Annotated in this window: 16 protein-coding genes; 5 read left to right on the plus strand and 11 right to left on the minus strand. The window is 47.8% G+C overall.

Annotated elements, in window-relative coordinates; genetic code table 11:
* Positions 1 to 64 precede the first annotated feature (64 nt).
* On the minus strand, positions 65 to 2146 hold the full coding sequence (locus AB3114_RS05175) for a peptidoglycan D,D-transpeptidase FtsI family protein (protein ID WP_367342325.1): 2082 nt from the start codon (positions 2144 to 2146) through the stop codon (positions 65 to 67).
* Between the two features lie 208 nt (positions 2147 to 2354).
* Here AB3114_RS05175 and AB3114_RS05180 point away from each other — a divergent pair, with 208 nt between their 5' ends.
* Positions 2355 to 4991, plus strand: coding sequence for a YfhO family protein (locus tag AB3114_RS05180; protein WP_367342200.1), 2637 nt, complete (start codon positions 2355 to 2357; stop codon positions 4989 to 4991).
* Positions 4992 to 5072: 81 nt separating this feature from the next.
* On the opposite strand, the gene greA is transcribed toward AB3114_RS05180, so the two are convergent.
* The 7 genes from greA to AB3114_RS05215 form a co-directional block, all read right to left on the minus strand.
* Entirely contained in the window at positions 5073 to 5558 is a 486-nt protein-coding gene (gene greA / locus AB3114_RS05185; protein WP_367342201.1) for a transcription elongation factor GreA, read from the minus strand.
* A gap of 111 nt (positions 5559 to 5669) precedes the next feature.
* Positions 5670 to 6029 (minus strand): endolytic transglycosylase MltG, encoded by a 360-nt coding sequence (locus tag AB3114_RS05190; RefSeq protein WP_367342202.1) that lies wholly within the window; start codon positions 6027 to 6029, stop codon positions 5670 to 5672.
* Positions 6030 to 6038: 9 nt separating this feature from the next.
* Entirely contained in the window at positions 6039 to 8465 is a 2427-nt protein-coding gene (pheT, locus tag AB3114_RS05195; protein WP_367342203.1) for a phenylalanine--tRNA ligase subunit beta, read from the minus strand.
* A gap of 6 nt (positions 8466 to 8471) precedes the next feature.
* On the minus strand, positions 8472 to 9518 hold the full coding sequence (locus tag AB3114_RS05200; RefSeq protein ID WP_367342204.1) for a phenylalanine--tRNA ligase subunit alpha: 1047 nt from the start codon (positions 9516 to 9518) through the stop codon (positions 8472 to 8474).
* 298 nt (positions 9519 to 9816) lie between these two features.
* Positions 9817 to 10149 carry a winged helix-turn-helix transcriptional regulator gene (locus AB3114_RS05205; protein WP_367342205.1) on the minus strand — a complete coding sequence of 111 codons (333 nt, stop codon included), beginning with the start codon at positions 10147 to 10149 and terminating at the stop codon, positions 9817 to 9819.
* Between the two features lie 12 nt (positions 10150 to 10161).
* Positions 10162 to 10662 (minus strand): HD domain-containing protein, encoded by a 501-nt coding sequence (locus AB3114_RS05210; protein WP_367342206.1) that lies wholly within the window; start codon positions 10660 to 10662, stop codon positions 10162 to 10164.
* A gap of 169 nt (positions 10663 to 10831) precedes the next feature.
* The gene (locus AB3114_RS05215) at positions 10832 to 11623 is read right to left on the minus strand and encodes a TrmH family RNA methyltransferase (RefSeq protein ID WP_367342207.1); all 792 of its coding nucleotides are present in this window, start codon (positions 11621 to 11623) and stop codon (positions 10832 to 10834) included.
* A 64-nt stretch (positions 11624 to 11687) separates the two neighbouring features.
* On the opposite strand from AB3114_RS05215, the gene AB3114_RS05220 reads away from it, so the two are divergent.
* From AB3114_RS05220 to AB3114_RS05235, 4 genes are all read left to right on the plus strand, one after another.
* Positions 11688 to 11960, plus strand: coding sequence for an acylphosphatase (locus AB3114_RS05220; protein ID WP_367342208.1), 273 nt, complete (start codon positions 11688 to 11690; stop codon positions 11958 to 11960).
* Between the two features lie 95 nt (positions 11961 to 12055).
* Complete coding sequence (gene yidC, locus AB3114_RS05225; RefSeq protein WP_367342209.1) at positions 12056 to 13039, plus strand: membrane protein insertase YidC; 984 nt, start codon at positions 12056 to 12058, stop codon at positions 13037 to 13039.
* Positions 13040 to 13095: 56 nt separating this feature from the next.
* A complete protein-coding gene (locus tag AB3114_RS05230) occupies positions 13096 to 13506 on the plus strand; it encodes a peptide deformylase (RefSeq protein WP_367342210.1) in 411 nt (136 codons plus the stop codon).
* A gap of 159 nt (positions 13507 to 13665) precedes the next feature.
* Positions 13666 to 14976, plus strand: coding sequence for an MATE family efflux transporter (locus AB3114_RS05235; protein ID WP_367342211.1), 1311 nt, complete (start codon positions 13666 to 13668; stop codon positions 14974 to 14976).
* Positions 14977 to 15065: 89 nt separating this feature from the next.
* Here AB3114_RS05235 and AB3114_RS05240 read toward each other — a convergent pair whose 3' ends face one another.
* The 3 genes from AB3114_RS05240 to AB3114_RS05250 all read right to left on the minus strand — a co-directional run bounded on the left by AB3114_RS05240 (position 15066) and on the right by AB3114_RS05250 (position 26880).
* The gene (locus AB3114_RS05240) at positions 15066 to 24674 is read right to left on the minus strand and encodes a DUF1542 domain-containing protein (protein ID WP_367342212.1); all 9609 of its coding nucleotides are present in this window, start codon (positions 24672 to 24674) and stop codon (positions 15066 to 15068) included.
* Positions 24649 to 24852: a YSIRK-type signal peptide-containing protein gene (locus AB3114_RS05245; protein ID WP_367342213.1), complete on the minus strand. Its 204-nt coding sequence runs from the start codon at positions 24850 to 24852 to the stop codon at positions 24649 to 24651. The genes AB3114_RS05240 and AB3114_RS05245 overlap by 26 nt, the downstream gene beginning before the upstream one ends.
* 531 nt (positions 24853 to 25383) lie before the next feature.
* Entirely contained in the window at positions 25384 to 26880 is a 1497-nt protein-coding gene (locus AB3114_RS05250; RefSeq protein ID WP_367342214.1) for an ATP-binding protein, read from the minus strand.
* Between the last annotated feature and the right edge of the window lie 6 nt (positions 26881 to 26886).

A 26886-nucleotide genomic window follows, 5' to 3' on the forward strand; every position in this document is an offset into this window, starting at 1 on the left:
AAAACTCAGACTTTGTTAAGGAGTTTTCCTTGACATCTCTTTTTTAACTGGATTAAAAGCCTCTTTAGTTAGCTGAATTACTGTTTTCGTACGGCTTTGGATTCTGGACCATCTTCCAGTAGGCATTGAAAATCTGCCGAGCCATCGTCATGTTAGCTCCACCATCACTGTTGGTGCATCCAGGAATGGAAAGGGCTACGACCACTTGCGGGTTATTGGATGGTGCCCAACCAGCAAAACTTAAGGTCGTTGTCGAGTGACCCTCGGAAGTAGTTTCGGCCGTCCCGGTCTTCCCGGAAACAGATGGTTTGATATTCTTCATGTTGCCAGCAGTAACGTAAGAGTTAGTACCATGAGTAACCAGGTACATCCCCTCATGGACTTGGCGGAAGTATTCCTTTTTAGCCGGAATCTTCGCCTGGACTTGCGGTTGAGTTGAATATTCAACAGGTCCTAACTGGCCATTGCTCTTCGTTCCCCGAATTTCCTTGACGATGTACGGCCGCATCTTGTAACCACCGTTAGCGATCGTTGAGATGTACTGGGCCAACTGCATGACGGTGTATTCATCGTAGTTACCATATGAAAGGTCAAGCGCAGAACCAATGTGTTTCCGGGTTGACGGACCTTCGTAACCAATCGTTTCACCTGGCAGGTCGACACCCGTCTTAGTGCCAAGGCCAAACATGTTGAAGTAGTAGCGCAGCTTCGTAAAGGCCTTCGTAGACATCGTCAGGTTTTCGCCGGACTTGTATTTAAAGCCGGCTTCCTTCATTGCCAGTTGCATCATATAGGAGTTAGAAGAAACTTCTAGAGCTGTCGGCGCATCAACGGCCATATCAGCCCCACCACTGTGGTTGAACCAAGACGACTTCTGCGTTCCGGCTAACGTAATTGGGTGGTCGGTCAAGGTACTGTTAGTCGGTGTAATAACACCACTCATGAAGCCACCCATGACGGTAGCACCCTTGACAACCGAACCAAGAACGATTGGCTGGTTAATGGCACCGATCTGGTTAACCGTTTCTTTGCCGGTCTTTGGATTACGGTCAATCCCGGCCATGGCATAAATAGCACCCGTGTTGGGGTTCATCACGACGGCATAAACACCGTTGGAATAGGAATTGCCAGCAGCTGAGTAGTTATTCTGAAGAATACTTTGAACCCGTTTTTGGAATTTAGAGTTAACCGTCAGAACCAGGTTATCACCCTTCTTACCAGCATACTTAGTAACCGACTTGGTGACGTTATTACCAGTAGTTGTAACCTGAGTCTGCGACTTTGAACCAGCCAGCGTCGACTGATACTGTTTTTCCAGATAAGACTGACCCACACTGTCGTTCCGGGAATAGCCTTCTGAAAGCAATGAATTGACTTCATCATCAGGTAAACCGGTTTTGGTCGTGGATACTGTCCCGGTCAACGTCTGAGTATCCTTACCCTGAGGGTAATTTCGTGTCCAGGCCTTACCGATCTTAACACCAGGCATCTGGTTGAGGTGTTCACCAACTTCGGCTAATTCCTTAGACGTAACACCAGTCTCCTTGATGTAGGTCGTCGATAGTGAATAAGCACCATTCATAGCCGCATAAATCTTGGCCTTGTTCTTTTGGTTAGCAGTCAGTGAGTACTTATCCGGGTGATTTTCAAGGTAGGACACACTCTTGTTATAAGCGGAATTGCTTGTAACACTTTCACTACCAGCATGTGCCATCTTCTCAACACGTTTCAGGTTGGAGTCCTTGGCCAGGTAATAGTCGATCTTATTGCGTTCCGTCAAGCGGTTTTTGCCGACGTTAACGTAATTACCCAGTCGATTAGCAATCTTGTACAGCTGGGAAGTTGAAACATTTGAGCCCTTGGTGTACGTGATCGCTTGGTGAGCCTGATTACCAACCATCACGTTGCCCTGGGAATCATAAATCATCCCCCGCTGGACATTGTTGGTTTGGATGGTCGTATCAGAGTGCTTCACTTCAGCCTTGTAGGCATTGCCATTGAGAATCTGCAGGTAAAACAAACGGATACCCAAGACTAGTAACAGAATACCCACGACAGTAATCAAAAGATTTAACCGCGAAGAAATCACTGATTTATTGTTTTTACGTTGGTGGTTGCCGCGGTTGAGCTTAAACCACCCTTTCATTTGATTCAGGAAATCCACTATTCTTTTGCTCCTCTTCGCAATCTTCACGAATAATACTATCAAATATACTCCTGGATTGAAAGCTACTCAAACTGAACGGTCATAGATTAAACTTTTCTTATAATTCCGCACACCTAACTTCCCTCTTCGCCCTAGCGAAAGAAGTGCGCTATAATAATAATTCAATTTAAGTTCTGGAGGCACGGTTGTGAAATTTTCGCACATCAAGATTCATCTAAACGCCCGCCAATGGACACTTTTGGCCAGTTTTTTGCTGCCGTTTTTCATTATGCTCGGCTACTTCATCAGTCGGCAAATGGCCCCTTTTGGTCAGAGTTCAATCCTAACGGTTGATCTGGGGCAGCAGTACGTCGACTTCTTTGCTTATCTACGACGTGCCATCCTGCACCACCCGAGTAGTTTCTTCTATTCATTAGGCAAGGGCCTCGGCGGCGAGATGTGGGGCACAAACGCCTACTATTTGTGGAGCCCACTGAACCTCTTACTGCTGCCGTTTACCGGCCAGCACTTAGCCAGTGGCATCCTTTTCCTCACCTTAGCCAAATACGGTTGCGCCGGTCTTAGCATGGCTTGGCTTTTAGAGCGCCAAAATCTTCAGCATAATGTACGGACCGTCGCTTTTGCCACCGCTTATGCTTTGATGGGCTGGATAATCGCTAACCAACTGAATCTCCTTTGGCTCGACGTTTTATTCATCCTGCCACCACTGCTGGCCGGACTGATCGATATTTGGCAGGGCAAGCGACCTTGGCTTTATGTCGGCTGGCTGACCATCGCGTTAGTCGACAACTATTACATGGCTTGGATGTGCTGTGTCTTCACCATCCTCTTCTCCATTTGGCAAATCAGCGGCCAGCAATTAAGTTGGAAGACACTGGGCTGGCGTTTCTTAAAATATGCTGGCTCTTCATTGTTAGCTGTTGGCAATGCCATGGTCGTTTTATTGCCAACCCTTTTTACCCTATTAGATAGCAAAGCCACTTATACCAGCAATTCATGGCAATGGAAGTTGGAATACCGGCCGTGGAAGATGTTAGCCAAGCTGCTGGTGCCCGGTACATTTAATTTTAAACAAATGCCTTCGGGGCAGCCCAACCTCTACGTTGGCGTCCTCATCGTCTGTGCGGCGCTAGCATACCTGCTTAGTCGCCACATTGCTTGGCAGCGCCGACTAGCTGCCATTATCATCACAGCTTTTCTGGCCGCCTCATTCTGCGTTCAAGCCCTTGACTTATTCTGGCATATCGGCCAGTTCCCGGTGTGGTATCCATACCGCTTCTCATTTATTGCCAGCTTCTGGCTCATTTGGTTAGCAGCCCAAGTTATTCAGCCGGGTTTCCGGCTCAGCTGGTGGCAAACCACCGTCATTGCCCTTCTTATCGGTAGTGGACTAATCTGGCTGTGGTTCCATTCGTCCCAACTCAGTTACATCAGCCACGACCAGATTTTAATGGCCGCCGCCTTCCTAGCTGCATCCCTGATCTACTTTAATTTGCCATCAACAGAAAATCCGTTGGCGGTCGATCTTTTGCTCTTGTTGCTAATTGGTCTTGACGTAGGTACCAATGCAGTAATCTCACTCAATAACATTTCTTATGTTCCGAAAAACCAGTTCGCCGTCTACACCAGGACGATGGACCAAGCCGTCAGCCGTCTGCAAAAGCATGACCACGGTCTTTACCGAACCGGTAAAACCTTCATGCGCACCAAGGATGATCCTTTTCAGGCGGGCTTTAACAGTGGCGACCACTTTGGTTCCACACTGAAGCCCAATACGCCTAACTTCATGGGTGCAATCGGGCAGCCGGATGGCGATGGCTTTGTTACCTACTCCAACGGCACCCAGGTCACGGATTCACTGCTGGGATTCAAATACTTTATGTCCGCTCGCCATAGTGGTTACGAAAATGGCCAAAACGTACTACCGATCACCAGCTACCGTCCCGACCTTAAGGGCCAACACTGCTTTGCCATGACTAAAATGGTCTGGTTATCGCACAATAAAAATGCCCTTCCTTTAGCTTTCGGCGCCAATAAAGAGATTGTGTCTTTGAAACGTACCACAATGGATCCGGTCCAATACCAGTCCCAACTCTTTCAGGCACTCGCTGGCCGCCCGATCTACCAATCATTATTTGCGGTTCAGGATTTCGATCACGTTACCTTTAACAACGTCCAGCGTTCAACCAGGATCACCGGAACCATCTTCCGCAAACAGAACCTGCTGAAACCAGCCAGCATTACATTAACGATCGTGCCCCACACCAACGGTTCCTACTACCTGACCCTTGGCCCAGAACTAAAGGACAACGCAACCATCAAGATTAATGGCAAGCCGTTGCCACAATACCCGACTTATCGTAATACCGTCGTCAGCAACATTGCCTATCATGATCGTGGCCGTCACATCAACGTCACCATCGGCCTAAAGCATTCTTCCCTCTGGATGCAGGACGTTAGCCTGTATCGTCTGCACCAAGGCGCTTTCCAATCTAGCCTGCGGACACTGCAACGTTCCCCGATAACGATCAAGCATTATAGTTCGACCACCATCAAGGGCTTAGTCAACACCAAGGCTAACCAACAAGTCTTGATGACGACGATCCCCAATGATGAGGGCTGGCACGTCAAGGTGGATGGTAAAGCCGTGGCACCGCAAACCGTCGCCGGACTCTTCATGGCGATCCCGATGACGCCAGGACACCACCAGATCACCCTGCACTACCGGCCACCATACCTGATCACCGGTTTACTGGTCAGCATTCTGTCTCTAGTGGTCAGCGGTCTACTGGCCCATTACTTACCGCGCCGTCAACTAATATAAGTCACAACAAAACCCCCAGAATCGGGTTTGGCTCAAACAGCCATCCCAACTCTGGGGGTTATTTTGTAGGTCTAACGGCAATTAAGCAACATTCTCAACTTTCAGAATCTTAACTTTCATCGTGCCGTTAGGAATTTCGATTTCAACTTCTTCGCCAACCTTGTGGCCCAAAAGGCCCTTAGCCATTGGTGATTCGTTAGAAATCTTGCCTGACAGCGGATCTGATTCGGATTCACCGACGATTTGGTAACTCTCGGGTTCTTCATCAGGAAGTTCCTTAAAGGTGACCTTCCGACCCATTGACACTTCGTTTTTGTCAACAGAATTGTTATCGATGATCACCGCATACTGCAGCATGTTTTGGATTTGAGAAATCCGACTTTCAACGAAGGCTTGTTCATCCTTGGCAGACTCGTATTCTGAGTTTTCTGACAAGTCACCATAACTTCTAGCAATCTTAATTCTCTTAATAACTTCAGGGCGACGCTTCAGGCGCAAGTCTTCAAGCTCTTTTTCGAGCTTTTTCTTACCCTCAGCAGTCATCGGAAAGCTTTTTTCCTCAGCCATTGAAAACGCTCCTCTTTGATTTATTTATTAGCATTTGCAACACTACCATCTTCACTAGGAAATGTAAATAGGCAATCAGTTGCTTTTGTCGTTTCAACAGTCAGCTAGCTCTCATTTAACCTTGGCTAGCTGACGTTTTTGAATATTTCGAACAATCTGCGGTGTCGACATCTTACGTGTCATCTTAAATTGACCTGCTTTCACACCAGTCGTCTTGTGCGTCTGTAAGTAATAATCAAAGACGTAGGCACTGCGGACCAAATGGTGCTGTTTTAGCAAGACGCCCACTTCCTTGTCAGTCGCTCCCCGCGGCACAGTAACCCGCACGATTGCTGGATCCGATGGATTCACCGGGCGCAAACTTTGGTCAAAGACCTGGTGAGTCACTAAGCAGGCGATGATCACCAACGCGATGATCACCAAAACAACCACGTTTTGCCGACGCAATTGCTGTTTCGTAAAATGCTTCATGACCGTAAATTAACGAATTTCGGCGCCCAGGTCGTCTTGCAGCCGCTTTTCAATCTTTTCAAAGGCGGCATTGACCTGTTCTTCCTTCAGGGTCGTCTTGTTATCCTGGTAGGTCAGAGTGTAGGCCAGGGACTTCTTTCCCTTTGGCAAGTGCACACCTTCGTAGACGTCGAAGAGATGGATATCCTTCAAGAAGGCCCCACCATGTTGAGTCATCAGATCAACGACTTGCTGGTTCGTAACGGTGTTGTCAACCAGCAGAGCGATATCACGGGTGATGGATGGGTACTTGCTGATGTGTTCGTAGTGACGACTCCGCTTGTCAGCGTCCAACAGGGCTTCGAGGTTCAGCTCAAAGACATAGGTCTCCGGGATCCGGTAATCCTTAGCAACCGATGGGTGAACCTGACCGACAAAGCCGACCAGCTGATCATCCAGGTAAATGTCAGCCGTCCGGCCGGGATGCATTTCAGCGCGATCATGGTTTGCAACGTAGGTAACCTTGCCCGCAACCGCGATGTTATCCAGGTACTGTTCAACAATTCCCTTCATCTGGAAGAAGTCTACCGGCTTCGTCTTGGTGTGCCAATTGTCGGCAGTCAACTGACCGGTGAGGACGCCAGCCAGGTGTTCGTGTTCGACCGGCCGTGGATCACCATTTGGCAGGAAGACCCGCCCCATTTCGTAGAGGGCCACGTTTTGAACCTTGTGGGCAATGTTGTAGGCCACGTCATTCAGCAAGCCGCTGATGATGCTCATCCGCGTTGCCACGTGTTCAGAACTCATTGGGTAGTCAACCTGCATAGGTTCACGGTCTGATGGCTGAATCTGGAACTGCTTAGCTTTGGCAACCGTTGTCAGTGAGTAAGAGATGGCTTGGTTCAGGCCGACACCTTCCATCACACGACGGCTAGCGCGCAGGAACTTTTGCCGTGGCGTGAAGCCACCGACCGTCCGCGTCATTGTTGGCAGAGTTGAAGGAATCTGTTCGTAGCCATACAGACGGGCAATTTCTTCGTTCAAGTCGGCTGGAATGGAAATATCCCAACGACGAGCCGGAACCGTTACCTCGATCTTGTCATCGACCGTCTTGGTTGGGAAGTCAAGGCGACGCATGATATCCGTGATCTGCTCCGTCTTCAGGTCAGTGCCGAGGACAAAGTTGACCCGAGCTTTCGAAATCGTAATCTTCTTCGACTTAACTGGTGCCTGACTGCCGACGACAATACCCTTGGTGACCTTGCCACCACCCAATTGTTGGAGCCAGTAGGCAGCTTCGTTCAAAGCCTGTTCCACAGTTTCAGGGTTAATGCCCCGTTCGAAGCGCATGGATGATTCACTGTGAAGGTCCAGACGGCGAGCCTGCTTCCGAACCATGACCGGATCGAAGATGGCACTTTCCAGTGCAACCGTCGTAGTGTCATCATCAACCGCCGTGGATTCACCACCCATAGTCCCGGCTAAAGCAATCGGCTTGCCATCAGAAGCAATCACGATGTCGTTAGCCTTCAGTGTCCGTTCTTCACCATCCAGGGTCGTCATCTTGGTACCTTCCGCTGGGTGTTGAACGTGAATTTCCTTCACTGGCAGCTTGTCGTAATCAAAACTGTGCAGCGGTTGACCGTACTTCAGGAGGATATAGTTGGTGACGTCGACGACGTTGTTCTTCGGCCGCACACCGGAGTTCCACAGACGAATTTGCATCCACATCGGACTCGGCTTGATCTTGACGTTTTCAATGACCCGCATCGTGTAAGTAGGGGCAATCTTTTCGTCATCAACGTGGACCTTGATCTTGTCTTTAGCCTGGTCATCAGCGTCTTCCGTGCATTCATGGGTGCTGAAGTGCTTTGGCAGGTCGTAGATAGCAGCAATGTCGTTAACGTTGCCGTACATGCTCAGCATGTCACCACGGTTAGGCGTCACGTCGGTGTCAACGATCGTGTCGTCCATCCCCAAGTAAGGAAAGACGGAGTCGCCAACTTTAGCATCGTCTGGCAGGAAGTAAATTCCTTCATCATAATCCTGGGGAGCAATGCTGTTAGAGAAGCCAATTTCCTGAAGAGCACAGAGCATCCCGTCTGATTCTTCGCCCCGGATCTTGCCGCGACGGATCTTGACGTTGTCCGCAACCCGTGCACCAGGCAGAGCCACAATGACCTTCTTGCCTGCTTGAACATTAGGGGCACCGCAGACAATCTGGGTGGTCTCATCCGGGCTAATTTGGACCTGGCAGAGATGAAGGTGGTCGGAATTTGGATGGGCCACACATTCCTTCACGTAACCGACGACAAGTTTCTTCAGACCATCACTAGGGGATGAAACACCGTTGAGGTCGACTGAAGTCCGGGCCAGCTTTTCACCCAGAGCGGCGGGCGTGATGTGGTTAGCCTTCAGGTCAATATATTGATTTAACCAATCGTATGATACCTTCATTTCGCACTATCCTTTCTCGTTGAATTGGGTTAAGAAGCGGACATCATTGAGGTAGAAGTCACGGATATCTTCAACCCCGTATTTCAGCATAGCAAAACGGTCAGGGCCCAGGCCAAAGGCAAAGCCACCGTACTTTTCAGGGTCAACCCCTGACATCTTCAAAACGTTCGGGTGAACCATGCCGGCACCGAGGACTTCAATCCAACCGGTGTTCTTGCAGATTGGGCAGCCCTTGCCCATGCAGTTGAAACAAGTGATGTCGACTTCGACCGATGGTTCGGTGAATGGGAAGTAGCTCGGCCGCAGACGAATGTCCAGGTCATCCCCGAAGAGGGTCTTGGCAACTTCTTGCAGCGTCCCCTTCAAATCGGCCATAGTGACGTGTTCGCCGACCACCAGACCTTCAACCTGGTTGAATTGGTGACTGTGAGTTGGGTCGTCGGTATCACGCCGGTAAACCTTACCTGGTGAAATCATCTTCAACGGACCCTTAGAAAAGTCGTGCTTTTCCATCATCCGGGCCTGCATCGGTGAGGTTTGGGTCCGCATCAGAACCTGGGACGTGACATAGAAGGTATCCTGCATGTCACGAGCCGGGTGGTCCTTCGGCAGGTTCAGTTTTTCAAAGTTGTAAACTTCTTCTTCGACTTCATCACCGACGGCTACTTGGTAGCCCATACCGACGAAGAGATCTTCCAATTGGTCAATGATCTGCTGGATCACGTGCGGTTGGCCCTGAGCCACGGCGGTTCCGGGAAGCGTAACATCCAGTGTTTCTGCTTGCAGCTTGGCGTTCAGCAGGTTCTTAGCTAACTCGGCGCTGCGCTTTTCGATTGCTTCTTGCAGGTCGTTGCGCACCTGGTTGGCGTACTTACCGACAACCGGCCGCTGATCAGCAGCCAGGTCCTTCATTCCACGCAGAACGGCCGTCAGTGAGCCCTTCTTGCCCAGCATGCTGACACGAACGGCATTGACCTTGTCGGGGTCACTACTGTCAGCAATCTGTTGCAGCCCTTGCTTGCGCAATTGCTCTAATTTTTCTTTTAAGCCCATGCAAAATCCTCCTCTTAATGTGGGCAGACCAAATAAAAAACGCCTCGTCAAAGGGACGAAGCGTTCGCGGTACCACCCTAGTTTGCAGTTAGACTACACACTCAAAATCGATAACGGTGATTGGCCGGGGTACGAGGTACCAACTCCGGAAGTGAAATTCGGAATGCCGGGTCATGGACAGCTCTCAGTCAATGACTGTCCTTCCCTGCTGACTAGACAAACCTACTAGTTTCCATCGACGTTTTTTCAATAACAATATTTTAGGCTTGACCACCGAAGTTAGTCAAGCCTAAACAAATTATTTGTCGCAATACTTATCGCTCCACTGGTGAACTGCCGACATAACTGGAGCCAGGTCACGACCCTCAGCAGTCAGGGAATAGCTAACACGGCTTTCTCCCGGCTGGGTGTTGCGGCTAACGATTCCTTCATCCTGAAGTTCACGTAGGCGTTCACACAAAACCCGGTCGCTGCAATCTTGAACGTGATTAGCCAGGTCCTTAAAACGCTGGGTCCGTTCGTGCAGTAACACCTCAATAATTAGCCCATTCCACTTCTTGCCCAAGATCGTAAAAGTATGGGTAAAGCGCGGACACAGGCTGAATTCATCTTTAACTGATGATTCTGCCATCTAAAAGCCTCCTTACGCTTTTGCCTTAATCAAAGCCACCTCACGCCGTACGCGCTTACGGAGCGGCCCGAAGAATTCGTGTTCAGCTTCGTAGTCATCCACGAGCGAAACAATCAAACTTTCGGGATAACGGGGAACGGCCAGGGTTGCGCCAAACATGTGCTTTAAGATGATGTCGCGTTCCTTGGCGTTCAATGGTGTTAATTTTTCTGCGTTGCGCAATGCTACGCGCGGGTGGATAAAGGCGTGAGTACCCAAATCAAACTTTGTGGTGCGCCAATCGTAATAAAACAAATCGTGCAATAAGCCTGCACGGGCAGTGCTACGGTAATCAAGATGCAGCCGCTTAGCAATCCGGTAACTATCGAAAGAAACCGAAATGCAGTGCTGCAGGCGGTTAGAGTGGTGGTGCTGCGTGTAATTTGCTAACTTCTGTACTTCCGGTTTAGCCAACAAATCTTTGACGAGTGACAAGTACTCGCGATCACTTTTCCATTCATTATCTGATTTCATTTAGATGAATCGACCCCTTTTCTATCAAACAAAGCGCTTCTTCGGGCAAATACCCCTTCGCAGAAAAGCAGGTCTATCCCTGCTTACTTAATTATAGTTCATTTGATAGTCAATCGGCAAGCGGGAGCACCAGAAATAATCCGTTTTACTTCCCATGATAATGGTGCATCTAGCCCTGCTGACCTTGCCCGCCTTCCTTATTCAACTCAAACATCAAGATGCCAGCCGAAACCGCCACGTTCAGTGATTCGGCACGACCACGCATCGGGATGTAAAGGTTCTGGTCCGTCAACTCCAGCAAATCCTTGTCCATCCCATTCCCTTCGTTGCCCATGATCAGGGCAAAAGTCTCTGGTGTTTGAACCTCCCGGAAGTTGCGGGCCTGGGGATTCAGTTCCGTCCCGTAAACCGGGGCCTTAATCTTATTAAAATCACCGATCCACTTCTTTAAGTCACCATTAAAGAGGCGCAAGTGGAACTGACTTCCCTGCATGGAGCGCACTACTTTTGGGCTAAAGATGTCAGCCGTCTTTTCGTTAACGACGACTCCCGCAAAGCCTGCTGCATCAGCGGTTCGAACCATCGTGCCGACGTTGCCCGGATCCTGAACGCTGTCGAGCATCAGCCAGGCACCATTGATTTCGCTGGGAATGCCATAAGTAGCCGGCAATTCTGCCACGGCACAGATTCCTTGCGGCGACACAGTTTCCGTGATGTGTTTAATGATTTCGGGAGTCACCTCATAGACCTCATCGACAAGTGATACAATATCACTGTGTTTATCTAACTCGGCGGCCGTCCCAATTAACTGCTCCACCTGAGCTCCGTTGTGCAAGGCTTCATTGACAAGGTGCCAACCATCTAAAAGGTAACGGTTAGTTTGTCGGCGGAATTTTTTGGTCGCCAGTTTTTTCCAATTTTTAACGTGTTGGTTATGAACTGATTTCAGTTGTTCTCGCATTGTTTTCACCTCAGTGCGCTTATTATACCATCGTTTGCTTTAGATTTATTTGGGAGGGATCATCATGGTTAACTATCATTTCCACGTCTATGGCATTGTTCAGGGAGTCGGTTTTCGCGGTACGGTCTATTACACCGCCACTAAGCTGAAGATGACGGGCTTTGTGCGCAACGAGCAGGATGGCAGTGTCTATATCGAAATCCAGGGATCTGACGACCAAATGAAGAAATTCAGGGCCCAACTCGATCGGGGAATGACACCTTATGCCAGAATTTCGAAAATTGAAAAAACGGTTGGCCAAGTCCAGGACTACGGAGCCTTTACGGTTGAATACTGATAACGTCCGGAATCACTCCATCAGATCAGTGGAAATCTGCTGGCCGATAGAGTATGATACATTAAGTTAATTTTGAAAGGATCTTTTATTTTCCAATGAATAAGAAACGACTCAGCCTCATTCTATCGGGAGGAATGATGGCTTTATTATTGAGTGGTTGCCAAAAGATTATCCCAACCGCTCAAAATCCTTCTCATGCCCACCCACACGGCATTGTCTACCATTACTTAGGTGTGCCAATGATGCACATCATGAACTGGTTGGCTAGTTTTCTCGGTCACAACTACGGCTGGGCACTGGTGGCACTGGTTGTCATCGTCCGTTTGATCCTGTTGCCAATTATGATCAGCCAAATGAAGCGCTCGACCATGATGCAGGAAAAAATGAACATGATCCAGCCGCAGATGCGGGAAATTCAAAAACGGACTAAGGAAGCCAAGACACCGGAAGAACAAGCTGCAGCCAGCCAAGCAATGATGCAGCTATACCGGCAAAATAACATCAGTATGACCGGCGGTATCGGTTGCCTGCCCCTGCTGATTCAACTGCCAGTCTTCACTGGTCTGTATGACGCGATTCGTTATTCCCCGCAGCTTTACCACGCTACCTTCATGGGAATCCCGCTGGGGAAGCCGAGTGCACTGATGGCTTTCCTGTCATTTGCCGTCTACCTCTTGCAGGCATGGCTGTCAATGATTGGCGTTCCAAAGTCACAGCAGCGGCAAATGTTTGCGGCGATGATCATGTCACCTGTAATGATCCTGTTCATTTCCCTTTCGGCTTCAGCCGGTTTAGGAATCTATTTCTTCATCGGCGGGCTCTTCGCCGTCATTCAAACCCTTGCAATCAATGCCTACCGGCCACGGATGCGTAAACGCCTGGACCAGCAGATGAAGGATCACCCGATCAAAAAGGTGGACCTGCCCCCATTGCACCAGGAAAGTGCTCAAGATGAGCACCAATCTGCTGTCGAGCAATTGCGGCGTACGAATGCTAATAAGGGCAATAATAATGGAAACAGCAAAGGTGGCAGCGACTTGCGGCGGTTGAATGCCGGCAAGCAGCACCACAAGAAGTAATTAATTTAAATCAGAGGCTGGGCTTGTCACCCGGCCTTTTTTAGGAGGAATTTTCAATGATCAAAGCCATCAACCACGACCAAAACAGTCTCCAGCAAATTTCCCAGCCTGCCAGTCAAAATGATCGTCAGGTCGGCCGTGACCTAGCTGACACCCTTGCCGCCCACCATGATCACTGCGTCGGCATGGCAGCCAACATGATCAACGTCCATAAACGCATCATTGCCGTTTCGATGGGACCTGTTGACGTCGTCATGTTTAATCCCGTGATTACGGCCAAGAGCCAGCCATATCAAACCAAGGAAGGCTGCCTCAGTTTGACCGGTGAACGCCCAGCCAAGCGTTACAAACGAATCGAACTCGACTACCGCGACATGGACTGGCACAAACGTCACATCACCCTCACCGCTTTCACCGCTGAAATCGTCCAACACGAAATCGACCACTGCGACGGGATCCTGATCTAGTTGACGATTGCAACAATTTCCTGATAAGATTTCTGTTGGAATAATTCTTACAAATATGGATGCGGAATCGCCGGGTTCCGCCAAGACTAACTATCTGGTCCTTCACTGACAGGCGCCTGTTTGGGGGAGGTGGGGCCGACCATTTGGGAGGTCAAAAACATGCAACTCAAGCATGAAGTAAATCACTACGTTGTTCGGAACATTGCCGCGATGGTGGGCATGTCGATGTACCTGTTGATCGACACCCTCTTCATCTCAATCGCTGCGGGTCCAATGGGGCTGACGGCCTTGAACGTCGCCTTACCACTGTTCAGTCTCTTCAACTGTCTGGGGATGATGTTTGGGGTTGGCGGAGCGGCCTATTACTCACTCAATAAGATCAATCATCCCGAACGCGTGCATTCGACATACAGCGAATTGATGATCTTCGGGGTCATCTTAGGATTTCTGATCACACTGGCAATTGAAATCTTCATCCACCCGCTGATCTATTTCTTAGGTGGAAGCAACCAAACTTATCACCTGGTGCATACTTACATCTCGATCATCGCCTTTTGCGCGCCACTATACATGGCCAACTTCTTGTCGATTAATTTTATCCGTAACGATGATCATCCAAGCCTGACAATGGCCGCGACCTTAACCGAAACCACTAGCGTCATCGTGATCGATTGGCTGCTGATTTTCGGCATCGGATTGAAGATGGAGGGTGCCGCTATCGCAACGATCTTCTCGCCACTTGCTTCCTTGTTGGTGCTTTCGCGGCACCGGCACTTCGCCAAACGTCAGTTGTCCCTCTTCTGGACAAAGCCACGCCTAAAGACCATTCTCGAGTCGGCCAAATTAGGTCTGGCCGCCGGAATTAACGAACTGAGCAACGGCTTTATTGTCTTTGTCTTTAACATCATTCTGCTGCACATCGCAGGTAACTACGCCATTGCCGCTTACGGGATCATCTCTAATATCGCACTGATTTCAGTGGCTCTGGCCAACGGGGTGGCCCTCGGCATCCAGCCGATTACGAGTCGGGAATACGGAATCGGTAATTATGACAACGTAAAGAAAGCTTTCTGGCAGGGCATTAAGATTACGGTTGCCATTGGCCTAGCAGTCTTCATCATCCTATCGATTTTCCGTCAGCCCGTCGTCAACCTCTTCAATTATCAGCACCAAGCAACGATGTCGAAGTTTGCGATGACCGGAGTCCCGATTTACTTCAGCGGTGCCATGTTTATCAACGCCAACATCCTGATGATCCTCTTCCTGACTTCCATCAAGTCGTCGCGGACTGCCTTTACCCTTTCACTGCTGCGTGGCTACCTCATCCTGACACCGATCACGATCCTGTTAGGCTTTACTGCCGGTGTCAATGGTGTCTGGGCTGCGGTGCCGTTAACCGAATTGATCATCTCGTTGATCAGCGCTTACTTGATTTACAGTCGTTTTAAGAAATTTGAGGCTCGTTCATAATTTTTATAATACGAAAAAACGGCCTGGCCGTGGACATTCCACGGTTAAGCCGTCTTTTTGTGTTGTTAGGAGATTTAAGCTAGTTTAACTTAGTCTTCCTTCTTGTCACGCTTAGCTGCACCAAACAATCCAACAAGTCCTGCAGCAGCCAGTCCCATCAGACCGAGTGCTTCGTTCTTGTCATTACCAGTTTGTGGCAGCTTCTTGCTGTTATCATTAGCACCGGCGTTGGCGTTAGCATTCTTCACAGCGTGAGCCATCGCAGTAAGGCTACCGTTGTTGAGGTTTGCACCATTGCTAGTTCCTGCATTAGCATGGCCAGCATTTGCGCCATTAGCGTTGGCTGAACCGTTATTACCGTTCAGTTCACCAGCGGCTCCGTTGTTGGCACCATTGTTATTGGTGTTGTCAGAACCACTGTTACCGTTTTGGTTACCAGAGTTGTTGCCACCGTTGTTCTGGTTGTTATTAGTGTCGATGTCAGCAGAACTGAGGTTCCGGATACTGTCCAGGCCTTGGTTCAGGGCTTGGCTAATAGCATTGGCGTCACTAGCACTGTTAATGGCTTCCTTAGCCTGGCTTGCAAGATCGTCGGCCTTGTTAACCAGCTGTGACTTCTGATCAGCGTTCAAGCTGTCGTCGGCGTTAATTTCGTCAGTCTTTTGATTCAAAGCATCGTCGATTTGCTTGATTGCTTCAGACTTTTGCTGGTTGAGAACTTCACTAGCGCTTGGTACCTTCACATCATTGATAGCCTTGACACCATCGAAGACAGCGTTGGAAACACCATCGGCAGTTGTAGCCTTGGCAATGTTATCCTTGGCAGTCTTAGCAGCATCGGCAGCTTGCTGGTTCAAGCTCGACTTTTGATCATCGCTCAAGCTGGAGCTGTTGATCTCGTTTTGCTTGTCAGCCAAAGCCTTGTCGATCGTCTTGTCGGCATCGGCCTTGTGTTGTGCCAGAACTTCGCTAGCACTTGGTACGTGGATGCCGTTGATGGCCTTAACACCATCATTTTGAGCCTTGGTGACATCTCCGGCATTAGTAGCCTTAGCGATGTTGTCCTTAGCCGTCTTAGCAGCGTCCTGGGCTTGCTTAGTCAAGTCGTCCTTCTGTGCTTGTGGCAGAGTCGAGTTCTTGATCTCGTCTTCCTTGTTCTTCAGAGCATTGTCGATGGCCTTGTTGGCGTCGGACTTCTGTTGAGTAAGAATCTCGCTAGCACTTGGTACGTGAATGCCGTTGATGGCGTTGACACCATCGTTTTGTGCCTTGGTTACATCTCCGGCATTAGTAGCCTTGTTGATGTTGTCCTTAGCCGTCTTGGCAGTATCTTTTGCTTGCTTGTTCAGATCGTCTTTCTGTGCCTGTGGCAGAGTTGAGTTCTTGATCTCGTCTTCCTTGTTCTTCAGGGCATTGTCGATCGCCTTGTCCGCATCGTTCTTCTGCTGGTTCAGAATTTCGCTAGCACTTGGTACATGAATGCCATTAATAGCATTCACACCATCGTTCTGTGCCTTGGTGACATCACCGGCGTTAGTGGCCTTGTTGATGTTGTCCTTAGCCGTCTTGGCAGTATCTTTTGCTTGCTTGTTCAGATCGTCTTTCTGTGCCTGTGGCAGAGTTGAGTTCTTGATCTCGTCTTCCTTGTTCTTCAGGGCATTGTCGATCGCCTTGTCCGCATCGTTCTTCTGCTGGTTCAGAATTTCGCTAGAACTTGGGACATGGATGCCGTCGATAGCGTTGACACCATCATTTTGGGCCTTAGTTACATCTCCGGCGTTAGTAGCCTTAGCGATGTTGTCCTTAGCCGTCTTGGCAGTATCTTGTGCTTGCTTGTTCAGATCGTCCTTCTGTGCCTGTGGCAGAGTTGAGTTCTGGATCTCGTCTTCCTTGTTCTTCAGGGCATTGTCGATCGCCTTGTCGGCGTCAGACTTCTGTTGATTCAGAACTTCACTGGCACTTGGTACGTGGATGCCGTTGATAGCAGCAATACCATTGTCCTCAGCCGTCTTAATTGCAGCGTCATTATTAGCTGTATCAATGGCCTTATTAGCATTATCAGCTGCATCAGCTACCTGTTGCTTGAGACTAGCCTTAGCATTATCTGACAAGCCCTTGGCGTTGTCAATTTCGGCATTCTTAGCTTGTTGAGCAGCGGCAATTGCAGCCTTTGCAGCAGTTTGTTGTTCTGCCAACGTTGGCACATGAACACCGTTGATGTTGTTCAAGCCTTCCTGTTCAGCCTTAGTCACATCATCGTTAGTCGTTGCCTTGGCGATGTTTTCCTTAGCAGCATTAGCAGCGTCAGTAGCTTGTTTGTTAAGATCAGCCTTTTCAGCATCAGTCAGGTGACTAGCGTTCTTGATTTCATCTTGTTTCTTAGCAAGAGCATCATTAATAGCATTATCTGCCTGCTTCTGCTGGTCAGCTAAGCTTGGAACATGAATACCATTGATAGCGTTGATACCATTGGTTTCGGCACTCTTGACGGCAGCATCATTAGTGGCATTGTCGATGTTCTTCTTAGCTTGGTCAGCAGCATCCTGAGCCTGCTTGTTCAAATCATCCTTCTGAGCTTTATTAAGGTTAGCAGCACTATTAATTTCATTCTGCTTTGCCTTCAGTGCACTGTCGATGGCTGACTTGGAATCATTCTTCTTGTCAGCCAAACTTGGAACATGAACACCATTGATAGCGTCAATACCATTAGCTTCAGCCTGGTTGACAGCATCATTGGTCGTTGCCTTAGCGATGTTGTCCTTAGCGGCCTTAGCGGCATCGGTAACTTGTTTATTCAAGGCATCCTTCTCATCCTGAGTCAGGTTAGCAGCACCATTGATTTCGTTCTGCTTGTTCTTTAAAGCATTATCAATAGCTTGGTTAGCAGCGTCCTTTGCTTCGTCAAGACTTGGTACTTGAACATTACTCAAGTTCTTCAAGCCGTCACTCTTGGCTTGATCAACGCCTGCATTAGTCGTGGCCTTATCAATGTTGGCATTAGCTGTGTCTGCAGCATCTTGTGCCTGCTTGTTCAAGGCATCCTTTTCAGGTTGAGTGAGGTTGTCAGCATTGTTAATTTCGTTCTGCTTGTTCTTCAGAGCGTCATTAATAGCCTGCTTAGCGGCAGTCTTAACTGTTGAGTCAGTTGGCACATTGATCTGATCAATGGAGTCAGTACCCTTCTTTTGGGCATCCTGAACTGCTTGATCACTCGTTGCCTTGTCGATAGCGCTCTTGGCATCGTCCGCTGCCTTATTAACTTGATCCTTCAGAGCATTCTTCTCTTCGTTGGTCAAGTTCTTGTTGGCATCAATGGCACTCTTCTTAGCATCTGCAGCCTTGTCAATGGCATTCTTAGCGGCAGTCTTAGCAGCTGAGTCAGTTGGCACATTGATCTTATCAATGGCGTCAATACCCTTCTTTTGAGCATCCTGAACACCTTGATCACTCGTTGCCTTGTCAATAGCACTCTTGGCATCGTCCGCTGCCTTATTAACTTGATCCTTCAGTGATTGCTTCTCTTCGTTGGTCAAGTTCTTGTTGGCATCGATGGCATCGTTCTTGGCATTTGCAGCCTTGTCAATGTCAGCCTTAGCGGCACTCTTAGCTGCCGAGTCAGTTGGCACATTGATCTGATCAATAGCGTCAGTACCCTTCTTCTGGGCATCCTGAACTGCTTGATCACTCGTTGCCTTGTCGATAGCGCTCTTAGCATTGTCCGCTGCCTTATTAACTTGATCCTTCAGTGATTGCTTCTCTTCGTTGGTCAAGTTCTTGTTGGCATCGATGACATCGTTCTTGGCATTTGCAGCCTTGTCAATGTCAGCCTTAGCGGCACTCTTAGCTGCCGAGTCAGTTGGCACATTGATCTGATCAATAGCGTCAGTACCCTTCTTCTGGGCATCCTGAACTGCTTGATCACTCGTTGCCTTGTCGATAGCGCTCTTAGCATTGTCCGCTGCCTTATTAACTTGATCCTTCAGTGATTGCTTCTCTTCGTTGGTCAAGTTCTTGTTGGCATCGATGGCATCGTTCTTGGCATTTGCTGCCTTGTCAATGTCAGCCTTAGCGGCGGTCTTAGCTGTTGAGTCAGCTGGAATACTGATCTTGTTAATGTTGGCAATACCAGTCGTCTTAGCTGCATCAACGCCATCATTAGTCTTAGCTGAGTTGATAGCTGCAACTGCATCGTCAGCAGCCTTATTAACATCATCGGTCAGCTTTTGGCTTTCATCGGTAGTCAGGTAAGTTGCCTTCTTAATGTCGGCAATCTTTGCGTACTGAGCAGCCTTGACCTCAGCGATCGCAGCACTTTGGCGAGAAGCTAAGGAAGGAACAGTAACGTTGTTAATAGCAGCAATCCCATTAGCTTCAGCGGTGTTGATTGCGTCATCGTTGGCAGCTGCATCGATAGCAGCATTAGCATCGTCAGCAGCCTTCTGAGCATCGTTGTTTAACTGATCTTGCTGTGCCTGAGACAGGTTAGTAGCAGCCTTAATCTCATTTTGCTTTGCAGCCAATGCATCGGCAATTGCCTGGTGAGCCTTAGTCTTTTGTTCAGCCAGTGTTGGAACATTGACATTGTTAATAGCAATGATCCCATCTGATTCAGCCTTGTCAACCGCATCATTAGTCGTGGCCGTGTTGATGTTGTCCTTGGCGTTAGTAGCAGCATCTTCAGCCTGCTTGTTCAGGTCAGCCTTTTCAGCATCACTCAAGTTAGTAGCATTTGAAATCTGTTGCTTCTTAGTAGCAAGGGTTGAATCAATTGCTGCAATAGCGGAGGATTGCTTGTCGGCTAAGCTTGGAATGTTGATGTCATCGATTGCTTTGATACCAGCATTTTGAGCGTCACTAACACCAGCGTTAGTAGTGGCCTTATTGATGTTGTCCTTAGCCGTCTTAGCAGCAGCTTGGGCTTGATCCTTCAGCGCTTGTTGCTCTTGCTTAGTCAAGTTAGTAGCTGCATCAATAGTTTTATTCTTAGCATCCAAAGCATTGTTAATAGCAGCGATAGCGGCTGACTTAGCAGTCGTAGCTGGTGCCTTGACATTGCTAATGGCAGTCTTCCCTGTATTTTCAGCATCAGTAACTGCAGCGTTAGTCTTGGCATTGTCGATTGCAGCCTTAGCAGCAGTTGCAGCATCGCTAGCCTGCTTCTTCAAACTGTTCTTTTCTTCATCAGTTAAGTTGTTTAAACCGTCGATATCTTCCTTCTTAGAATTTAATGCTTGTTGAATAGCCAGCTTAGCATCATTCTTAGCCTTATTCAGTTGAGCAATATTATTGTTGCCATCCAATCCATTGATGGCATCAGTAATCTTCTGAGCTGCGGAGTCAACTTGTGCCTGAGTTGCGTCTGGGTTGTTCAGAACCGTCTGACCATTGCTAATTGCTTGATCATATGCGTCCTTCTTGGCTTGACTTGCTGATGCGTAGTTTGGATCTGCCTTTTGTGCATCTGCCCCATTAACTGCATTTTGCAGGGCAGTCTTATCAGTGGCTTTACCCTTCAAATTGCTCTTGGCATCATTGATGGCCTTCAAAGCATTATCCAGAGCTTCCTTAGTTGGGTTGGCCTCATTCAATACAGTTTGTCCAGCTTTAATGGCATCATCATAAGCCTTCTGGGCTTTATCACTTGCATTGTAGTATCCGTGATCTGCGCGAACGTCTGGTGCGGCATCGACGGCTGTTTGTAGAGCTTTCTTGGAAGTCTGAGTAGCATTGCTGTTACCATCCAATCCGTTGATGGCGTCAGTAATGGCCTGAGTTGCGTTGTCAACTTCAGCTTGAGTTGCGTTCGGGTCGTTCAGAAGCGTCTGACCAGTGCTAATTGCTTGGTCATATGCGTCCTTCTTAGCTTGACTTGCTGATGTGTAATTTTGTTCTGCCTTTTGTGCATCTGCACCATTAACTGCATTTTGCAGGGCAGTCTTATCAGTGGCTTTACCTTTCAAGTTGTCCTTGGCGGTGTTAATAGCTGTTAGTGCGTTTGTAATGTCGGCCTGCTTTGGGTTAGCTTCGGACAAGATGTTCTGACCCTTAGTAATTGCACTGTCGTAAGCATCCTGGGCGTCCTTATCAGCATTGTAGTAGTCATGTTTTTGGCGCTCAGTTGGTGCAGCGTCAACTGCATCCTGCAATGCCTGCTTAGATGCATTGTAGTCACCATCAAGGCCAGTCTTGCTGTCCGTAATCCGCTGCAGAGCATTCTGGTAATCAGCAGTCGTAGAAGCAGGATTGGTTAGAACCTTATTACCGTTAACAATAGCACTATTGTATGCATCTTTAGTAGTCCGGCTAGCCTTAGTATATGCTTCAGTCTTCTTAACATTTGGTTCATCATTAACGGCGTTTTGCAGAGCCTGCTTAGCGATAGCGTTCAAGGCACTATTGATCTTATCCGTAGCAGTCTTTACATCATCGTTGGTAACGTATGGAATAGTGGAAGTGTTAACATTCTTTTCATCGCCGACCTTAGTCACTGCGGCATCGTAAGCAGCCTTCTTATTTTGTAAGTCCTGGGCTGCCTTAATGGCATCAGTGTAAGCCTTTTGTTGATCAGCTGTAGCACCCTTGAAGGCATCACTGTTTTTTTCGTCGCTGGCGCCCTTAACTAATGTGTCAAGGTCACCTGTAGAAGTTCTATCACCATTCAGTGCAGTATATGCATTCTTCAAATTAGCTAAAGCAGTGCTCATTGCACTCGTATCAGTGCCCTTCAATGCATCATTAGCAGCTGACAAAGCCTTCGTATATGCATCTCTATCTTCCTTGCTATCGTTGTAGAACTGGTGAGTCTTTTCAACATTGCTTTCTGTGTTGAGTTCATTCCGAAGATTGGTCTTAGCTTGATCTAAAGCAGTCGAATCTTCGGCAGCTTGTAATGTACTCAAAGCATTTTGGACTTGATTCTGAGTTACAAATGGCGTCTTGGTAGTGTCAACCTTAGTTGGATCTTCTGGTGTACCAGTTTGACTTAATGCGTCACTATATGCTTTGGCACTGTCCAGAATTGTTTGGGCATCTTTAATAGCTTGACCAAGAGTCGTCTTCGGGTTAGCAAGCTTGGAGTCTGCAAGAGCAGCAGCGTTGTCGGTACCTGCCTTGGTAAATTCACTTTGTAACGTCTTGGTATCAGTTGGTTGACCATTCAGATTAGTGACAGCCGTGTTAAGAGCAGTTACGGCTTTAGTGATTGCATCAGGGTCTGTTGAAGTCAGCAATCCATTAGCATTATTCAGTTGACTATCCAGTGCTGACTGGTTAGGAGTCTTATTCTCGGTGACAGGTGTGCTGTTATCGTTCAGGTATTGATAGCCGGCCTTTGCCTTGTTAGCTGCGTTTATAGCATCTTGCAGGTTTTGCCTTGCAGTTGCCAGCTTTTCGGCAGCTTTTGCATCAGCAACCGTAATGGTCTTAGTCTCAGAATCAACGTAGTTCCGAGTGGCCGTAATGTTGATCTTATCAGTGTCTTTCAAACTCAATGCGTTGCCATCGGAATCAACCAATGAAATGGTAAAGTTACCATCTTTATCAGTGACACCCTGGTAAGAAGTCGTCACAGTATGACCATTAGGGTTGTTCTTATCGACTACCCATTCAGAGCTCTTAGCATTTGTATCAGAACTTGCCTTAACTGAGTTTGTAACGCCATTGATGTCAACCTTGATGTAGTTGCCTTGATTGCCACTGTTCGAGGAAGCATTCCCGTGCAAAGTGTGAGTTTTACTGTCGTAGTAAACGTTGTTCAATACAACGTCTTCGCCAGCCAGGGTAAAGTAAACTGACTTAGCATTGGCATCATTGACAATGCCTTGAACAGCATTAACACCGTCTTTGTTAGGACCAGAAATAGTGTTAATCGTTGGCTTGCCATTGCTGCCATATGTCACGTTGATTTCGTGCATTGGTGCTGAGTCAGAACCATCACTCAGGTGAGTCTTGACACGAGTGAAGTCAATGGTCCCATTCTTAACAAATGATGCACTACCAGCATTGTTAGGAAGACTAATACTGAATTCTTGTGGTTGATCGGAAGTAAAGGTAGCACCTGTGCCCATGTTAATGGCAGTAACGTTTGTTCCATCACCACTAATCTTAAAGGTTGAGTGTGGATCCAATTTGACCGTGCTACCTGCACCGGCTGTGAATAGGTGGCCCTTGTAGCTGCCTAGATTAGTTGCGTTGAGAGCAAAAGTAGCATTCTTGCCAATTTCAACAGTGGCCTTGCCATTAATATAAACCGGGTCGTCCCAGCCAGCGCTTATCATATTTGGAGCATCAGTAGAGGTAATCGTTAAATTACCATTATCCGTAATGGTGGCACCTGACTCAATGTCAAAGGCACTTGAAAGGTGGTTATCGTTGGTGGACTTGTTAAGGTTAATTACCAGGTTGGCATTCGGGTCAATGGTGAGGTTCATCTTACCCTTAGAGGCGATGGCACGACTAATACCGTAAGCAGCGAAGCCATTCAAATTTTCCGGTGCGGTAACGGTGTGTGGCTCAAGGGTAACGTTAGCGCCATTAGCAACATCAATGTCAACTGAGCCACCTGCATCAACTTCAATTACGTGACTGTTTTCAGCAATCAAGTTAACGTTGCTGCCAGCCGCAAAGTTTACCTTGTTAACCCCACTGGTAAACTGAAGGACTTGTTGGTTACCGCCTTGAACCGAGTATGAATTATCTTTTAAGGTTTTTGGATCTTTGAAGGTGTATGAATTATGTAGCGACTTAACAGTGACATTGCCATTGAAGTTAACGGTAGTACCAGTAGTGCTAGTCCCGTTGTTAGTAAACACCATCTGGGAGCCAGTGTAAGTCATGTTGTCGAAATTATAGGTTCTGGCATTGTTAATTGGGCCAAAGTAGCTAGTTCCGTAAACATCAACGTTCTTAAAGGTTATGGCATTATCGTTGCTGCCACTGCCGTAAGAGGCAGTGTACCCATTAAAGTTCACTGCGTAACGCTTGCCAGCAGCAGATTCAATAGTGATGTTGCGCTTGTGGGCGATGTTAAAGGCAGTTTGTCCTGGCCAGCTACTGTATGAGCTATTAATATCTTTCCCAATGATAATGTCAGTAGCAGTTCCCTTTTCAATAGCATTTCTTAGGCTGTCCCAGTCAGTAACAGTAACAGCCTCTTGACTATTCGTCGGTTCTTCTACCAGTGATGTTGCCAATGTATTTGCTGACACTGCACTGTTCTTCTTCACATTCGAAAGATTCAGCGTCTCAGTATCACTTGTCTTAGCGTCCTTAGTTACCTCAGTGCCTTTGTTTGCTGAGTCCAAAACAGTCTTGTTAGTGCCTGAAGCCTTAGCACCAGTAAACGTCTTTGCCTGATCATCATTCTTAACTGATTGTGATTTGACCTCACTCGTAGTAGACTTTTCCGTCTTGCTGCTCTGCTTTGTAGTTTGGGCAGATGAATTCTTAATATCACTAGAAGCAGACTGTGCTGCACTGTTAGTGCTTTGCTTCATACTTTGAGCTGATGAATTCTTAGCATCATTCGAAGCAGACTGCGCTGCACTGCTGCCTTGCTTCGTAGCTTGCGCGGAAGAAGCCTGAGTCTCAGTTGCACTAGCATCCGATGCAGCTGAGGAACTAGAAGCAGTAAGGGTTACATGATTCTGGCTAGTCAGCTTTTGTGAACCAGTTTCAGAACCAGTTTGAACCCCCCCCATTTTGGGCAGGAGCGGTCGTATCAGCATGTGCGACCAGCTGGCCACCGCCGTAAAGGCTGAAGGCCACACCGACCAGCACAGATGCCACGCCGACGTTAAACTTGCGCAGAGCAAAACGCTGGTGAACATTCCGCCGATTCTTCTCCTGAATCAACTTCTTATTATTTTTTGAAACCATCAATATACCCCCAAATCTTGTCAGGCACCATCTGTGCCCAAAACTAGATAAATAACCAGAGTAAAAGTATGACCATTGTGTAAAAAAATTCACACTTTCGTCAAAATTCACTTACAAGTGCAATTATATCTTGAAACAAATTTTTAAACAACCAAATTATCGCTAATACTTTTATTTACGTAAAATATTCTAATAATTATTTAATAGTAGAGATTTATTTCTCTTTTTCAATGATCAATTGAAAGATCAAAAAACATGTCTAATGACATCGAAAGGCTTACTGACTGCTTCACTTCTGTGAGATAGCATTTCGAATTTCAAAAAATTTTCAAAAAAATAAGGATAAAAAACAACTTTTCTCGTATCTGCTGATAAATAGAAATAATTTCAGTAATATCAAATGACATTTGTCTTTAAATATTGATCAAACAGGAAATTCAGCACAAAAACAGGCCCCAGTGTTCAGCAACTCGAACACTGGGGCCTTATTTCTACTCTATAAAAAGATGGATCATCTCTGATCCATCCCCATTAATTTTGTTTACCTTTCTTCTTTGGCTCATCCACAATCGGCAAGGTCACCCGGAAGAGTGAACCATAACCGAGCGAACTCTCCAGACTAATCGTGCCATGATAGCCTTCGACCAGTCGTTTAGCAATCGCCAAGCCCAGACCATTGCCGCCTTTCTTCCGGCTCCGCGCCTTATCGACCCGGTAGAAGCGGTCAAAGACCCGCTTGGCATCCTCAGGGCCGATTCCCTCGCCGAAGTCCTGCACACCAATCTCGACTGAATTGAGGTTACGTGACAGGGTGATGTGGATTTCCTTGCGCTTGGTCGAGTACTTAACAGCGTTGTCACACAAGATAATCAGGATCTGCTCAAGGTGGTCATGGTAAACCGGCACCTTAATCTTATTCTTGAGGTCGTTATCCAGCATAAACATGAAGTCCGGATGAACCATCTTGTAGTCATTGTAAACGTGGGTGACCACGTCGTTGACGACACATTCAGAGCCCTTGAATTGAACCTCGACTTCCTCAGCCCGGCTCAGATCCAACATCTCCTGCACCAGACTATTCATCCGGCTCGTTTCTTGCAGGACCGCCTTAATTGACGAATCCAGCAGCTTTGGATCCTTCTTGCCCCAACGATCCAGCATCTCGACGTGGCCCTGAATAATCGTAATCGGCGTCCGCAATTCGTGCGAAACGTCGGAGACAAACTGTCCCTGCTGTTCAATGTAACGCTGCATCTGGTCCAGCATTTCGTTGACCATCTGGCCCAACTCGGAAAGCTCATCGTGACGGTGCATCTCGGGAACCCGAATGTTTTTAACCGGGTCATTGCGGACCGCGACGACAGTGTCGTGAATGTCATTCAACGGCCGCAGCAAGATATATGACAGGAAGTAACCCATCAGACCAGTGACGATAATTACCAAGATCATCAGCAAACCGCAGACCAAGTGAATCCGCTGAACATGCTGGTAATAGGAAGTCAGGTGGTTTTCCACCTGCAGGTAGCCCAGCGTCTGTCCCGTCTGCTTACTCCGCAGGCGCTGATAACCAACATAAATCTTATGGAACTTACCGCGCGTCTGCTGGATAGACCGACCACTCTGCCGTTTCAGCCCTGCCTGGGTCTTGCCAGTCGCAAAGACCGGCCGACCCTGGCGATCATAAACCTTAATCGTCAGGTTGGAATTAGCTAGGCTCTGCACCATCGAGTGGTGGTAGTAAGATCCATCTTTATCGTGAGAATCCGGCTTCTCATAGAGTGACTGGCCGACCTGACGGCTAGTAAATTGACTTTCGTTTTGAAATGAATCATCGATGTGCCTTGCCACAGTGGTCATACTCGTTTGCAGAGAATGACGCTCCTGCCGCAATAAATCTGTTGTAAACGCCGAAACAAGGGTCAGGGCCAAGACCAAGAAGATGATCATTGAACCGATGGCAGTGCCGAAAGCCCACTTGACCCTCAATGACACAAAGCGATTCCCTTTTTTCATTGGACGTTTACCCATCAAATT

Source organism: Limosilactobacillus sp., from assembly GCF_040772465.1.
GTDB lineage: Bacteria > Bacillota > Bacilli > Lactobacillales > Lactobacillaceae > Limosilactobacillus.

Excerpts from the sequence above, each read along its gene's own strand:
- greA (WP_367342201.1), bottom strand. The coding sequence starts at position 5,558 with ATGGCTGAGGAAAAAAGCTTTCCGATGACTGCTGAGGGTAAGAAAAAG.
- AB3114_RS05240 (WP_367342212.1), bottom strand. The coding sequence starts at position 24,674 with ATGGGGGGGGTTCAAACTGGTTCTGAAACTGGTTCACAAAAGCTGACT.
- AB3114_RS05230 (WP_367342210.1), top strand. The coding sequence starts at position 13,096 with ATGATCAAAGCCATCAACCACGACCAAAACAGTCTCCAGCAAATTTCC.
- AB3114_RS05175 (WP_367342325.1), bottom strand. The coding sequence starts at position 2,146 with ATGAAAGGGTGGTTTAAGCTCAACCGCGGCAACCACCAACGTAAAAAC.
- AB3114_RS05235 (WP_367342211.1), top strand. The coding sequence starts at position 13,666 with ATGCAACTCAAGCATGAAGTAAATCACTACGTTGTTCGGAACATTGCC.
- AB3114_RS05250 (WP_367342214.1), bottom strand. The coding sequence starts at position 26,880 with ATGGGTAAACGTCCAATGAAAAAAGGGAATCGCTTTGTGTCATTGAGG.
- AB3114_RS05220 (WP_367342208.1), top strand. The coding sequence starts at position 11,688 with ATGGTTAACTATCATTTCCACGTCTATGGCATTGTTCAGGGAGTCGGT.
- AB3114_RS05205 (WP_367342205.1), bottom strand. The coding sequence starts at position 10,149 with ATGGCAGAATCATCAGTTAAAGATGAATTCAGCCTGTGTCCGCGCTTT.
- AB3114_RS05210 (WP_367342206.1), bottom strand. The coding sequence starts at position 10,662 with ATGAAATCAGATAATGAATGGAAAAGTGATCGCGAGTACTTGTCACTC.
- AB3114_RS05200 (WP_367342204.1), bottom strand. The coding sequence starts at position 9,518 with ATGGGCTTAAAAGAAAAATTAGAGCAATTGCGCAAGCAAGGGCTGCAA.
- AB3114_RS05190 (WP_367342202.1), bottom strand. The coding sequence starts at position 6,029 with ATGAAGCATTTTACGAAACAGCAATTGCGTCGGCAAAACGTGGTTGTT.
- yidC (WP_367342209.1), top strand. The coding sequence starts at position 12,056 with ATGAATAAGAAACGACTCAGCCTCATTCTATCGGGAGGAATGATGGCT.
- AB3114_RS05215 (WP_367342207.1), bottom strand. The coding sequence starts at position 11,623 with ATGCGAGAACAACTGAAATCAGTTCATAACCAACACGTTAAAAATTGG.
- AB3114_RS05245 (WP_367342213.1), bottom strand. The coding sequence starts at position 24,852 with ATGGTTTCAAAAAATAATAAGAAGTTGATTCAGGAGAAGAATCGGCGG.
- pheT (WP_367342203.1), bottom strand. The coding sequence starts at position 8,465 with ATGAAGGTATCATACGATTGGTTAAATCAATATATTGACCTGAAGGCT.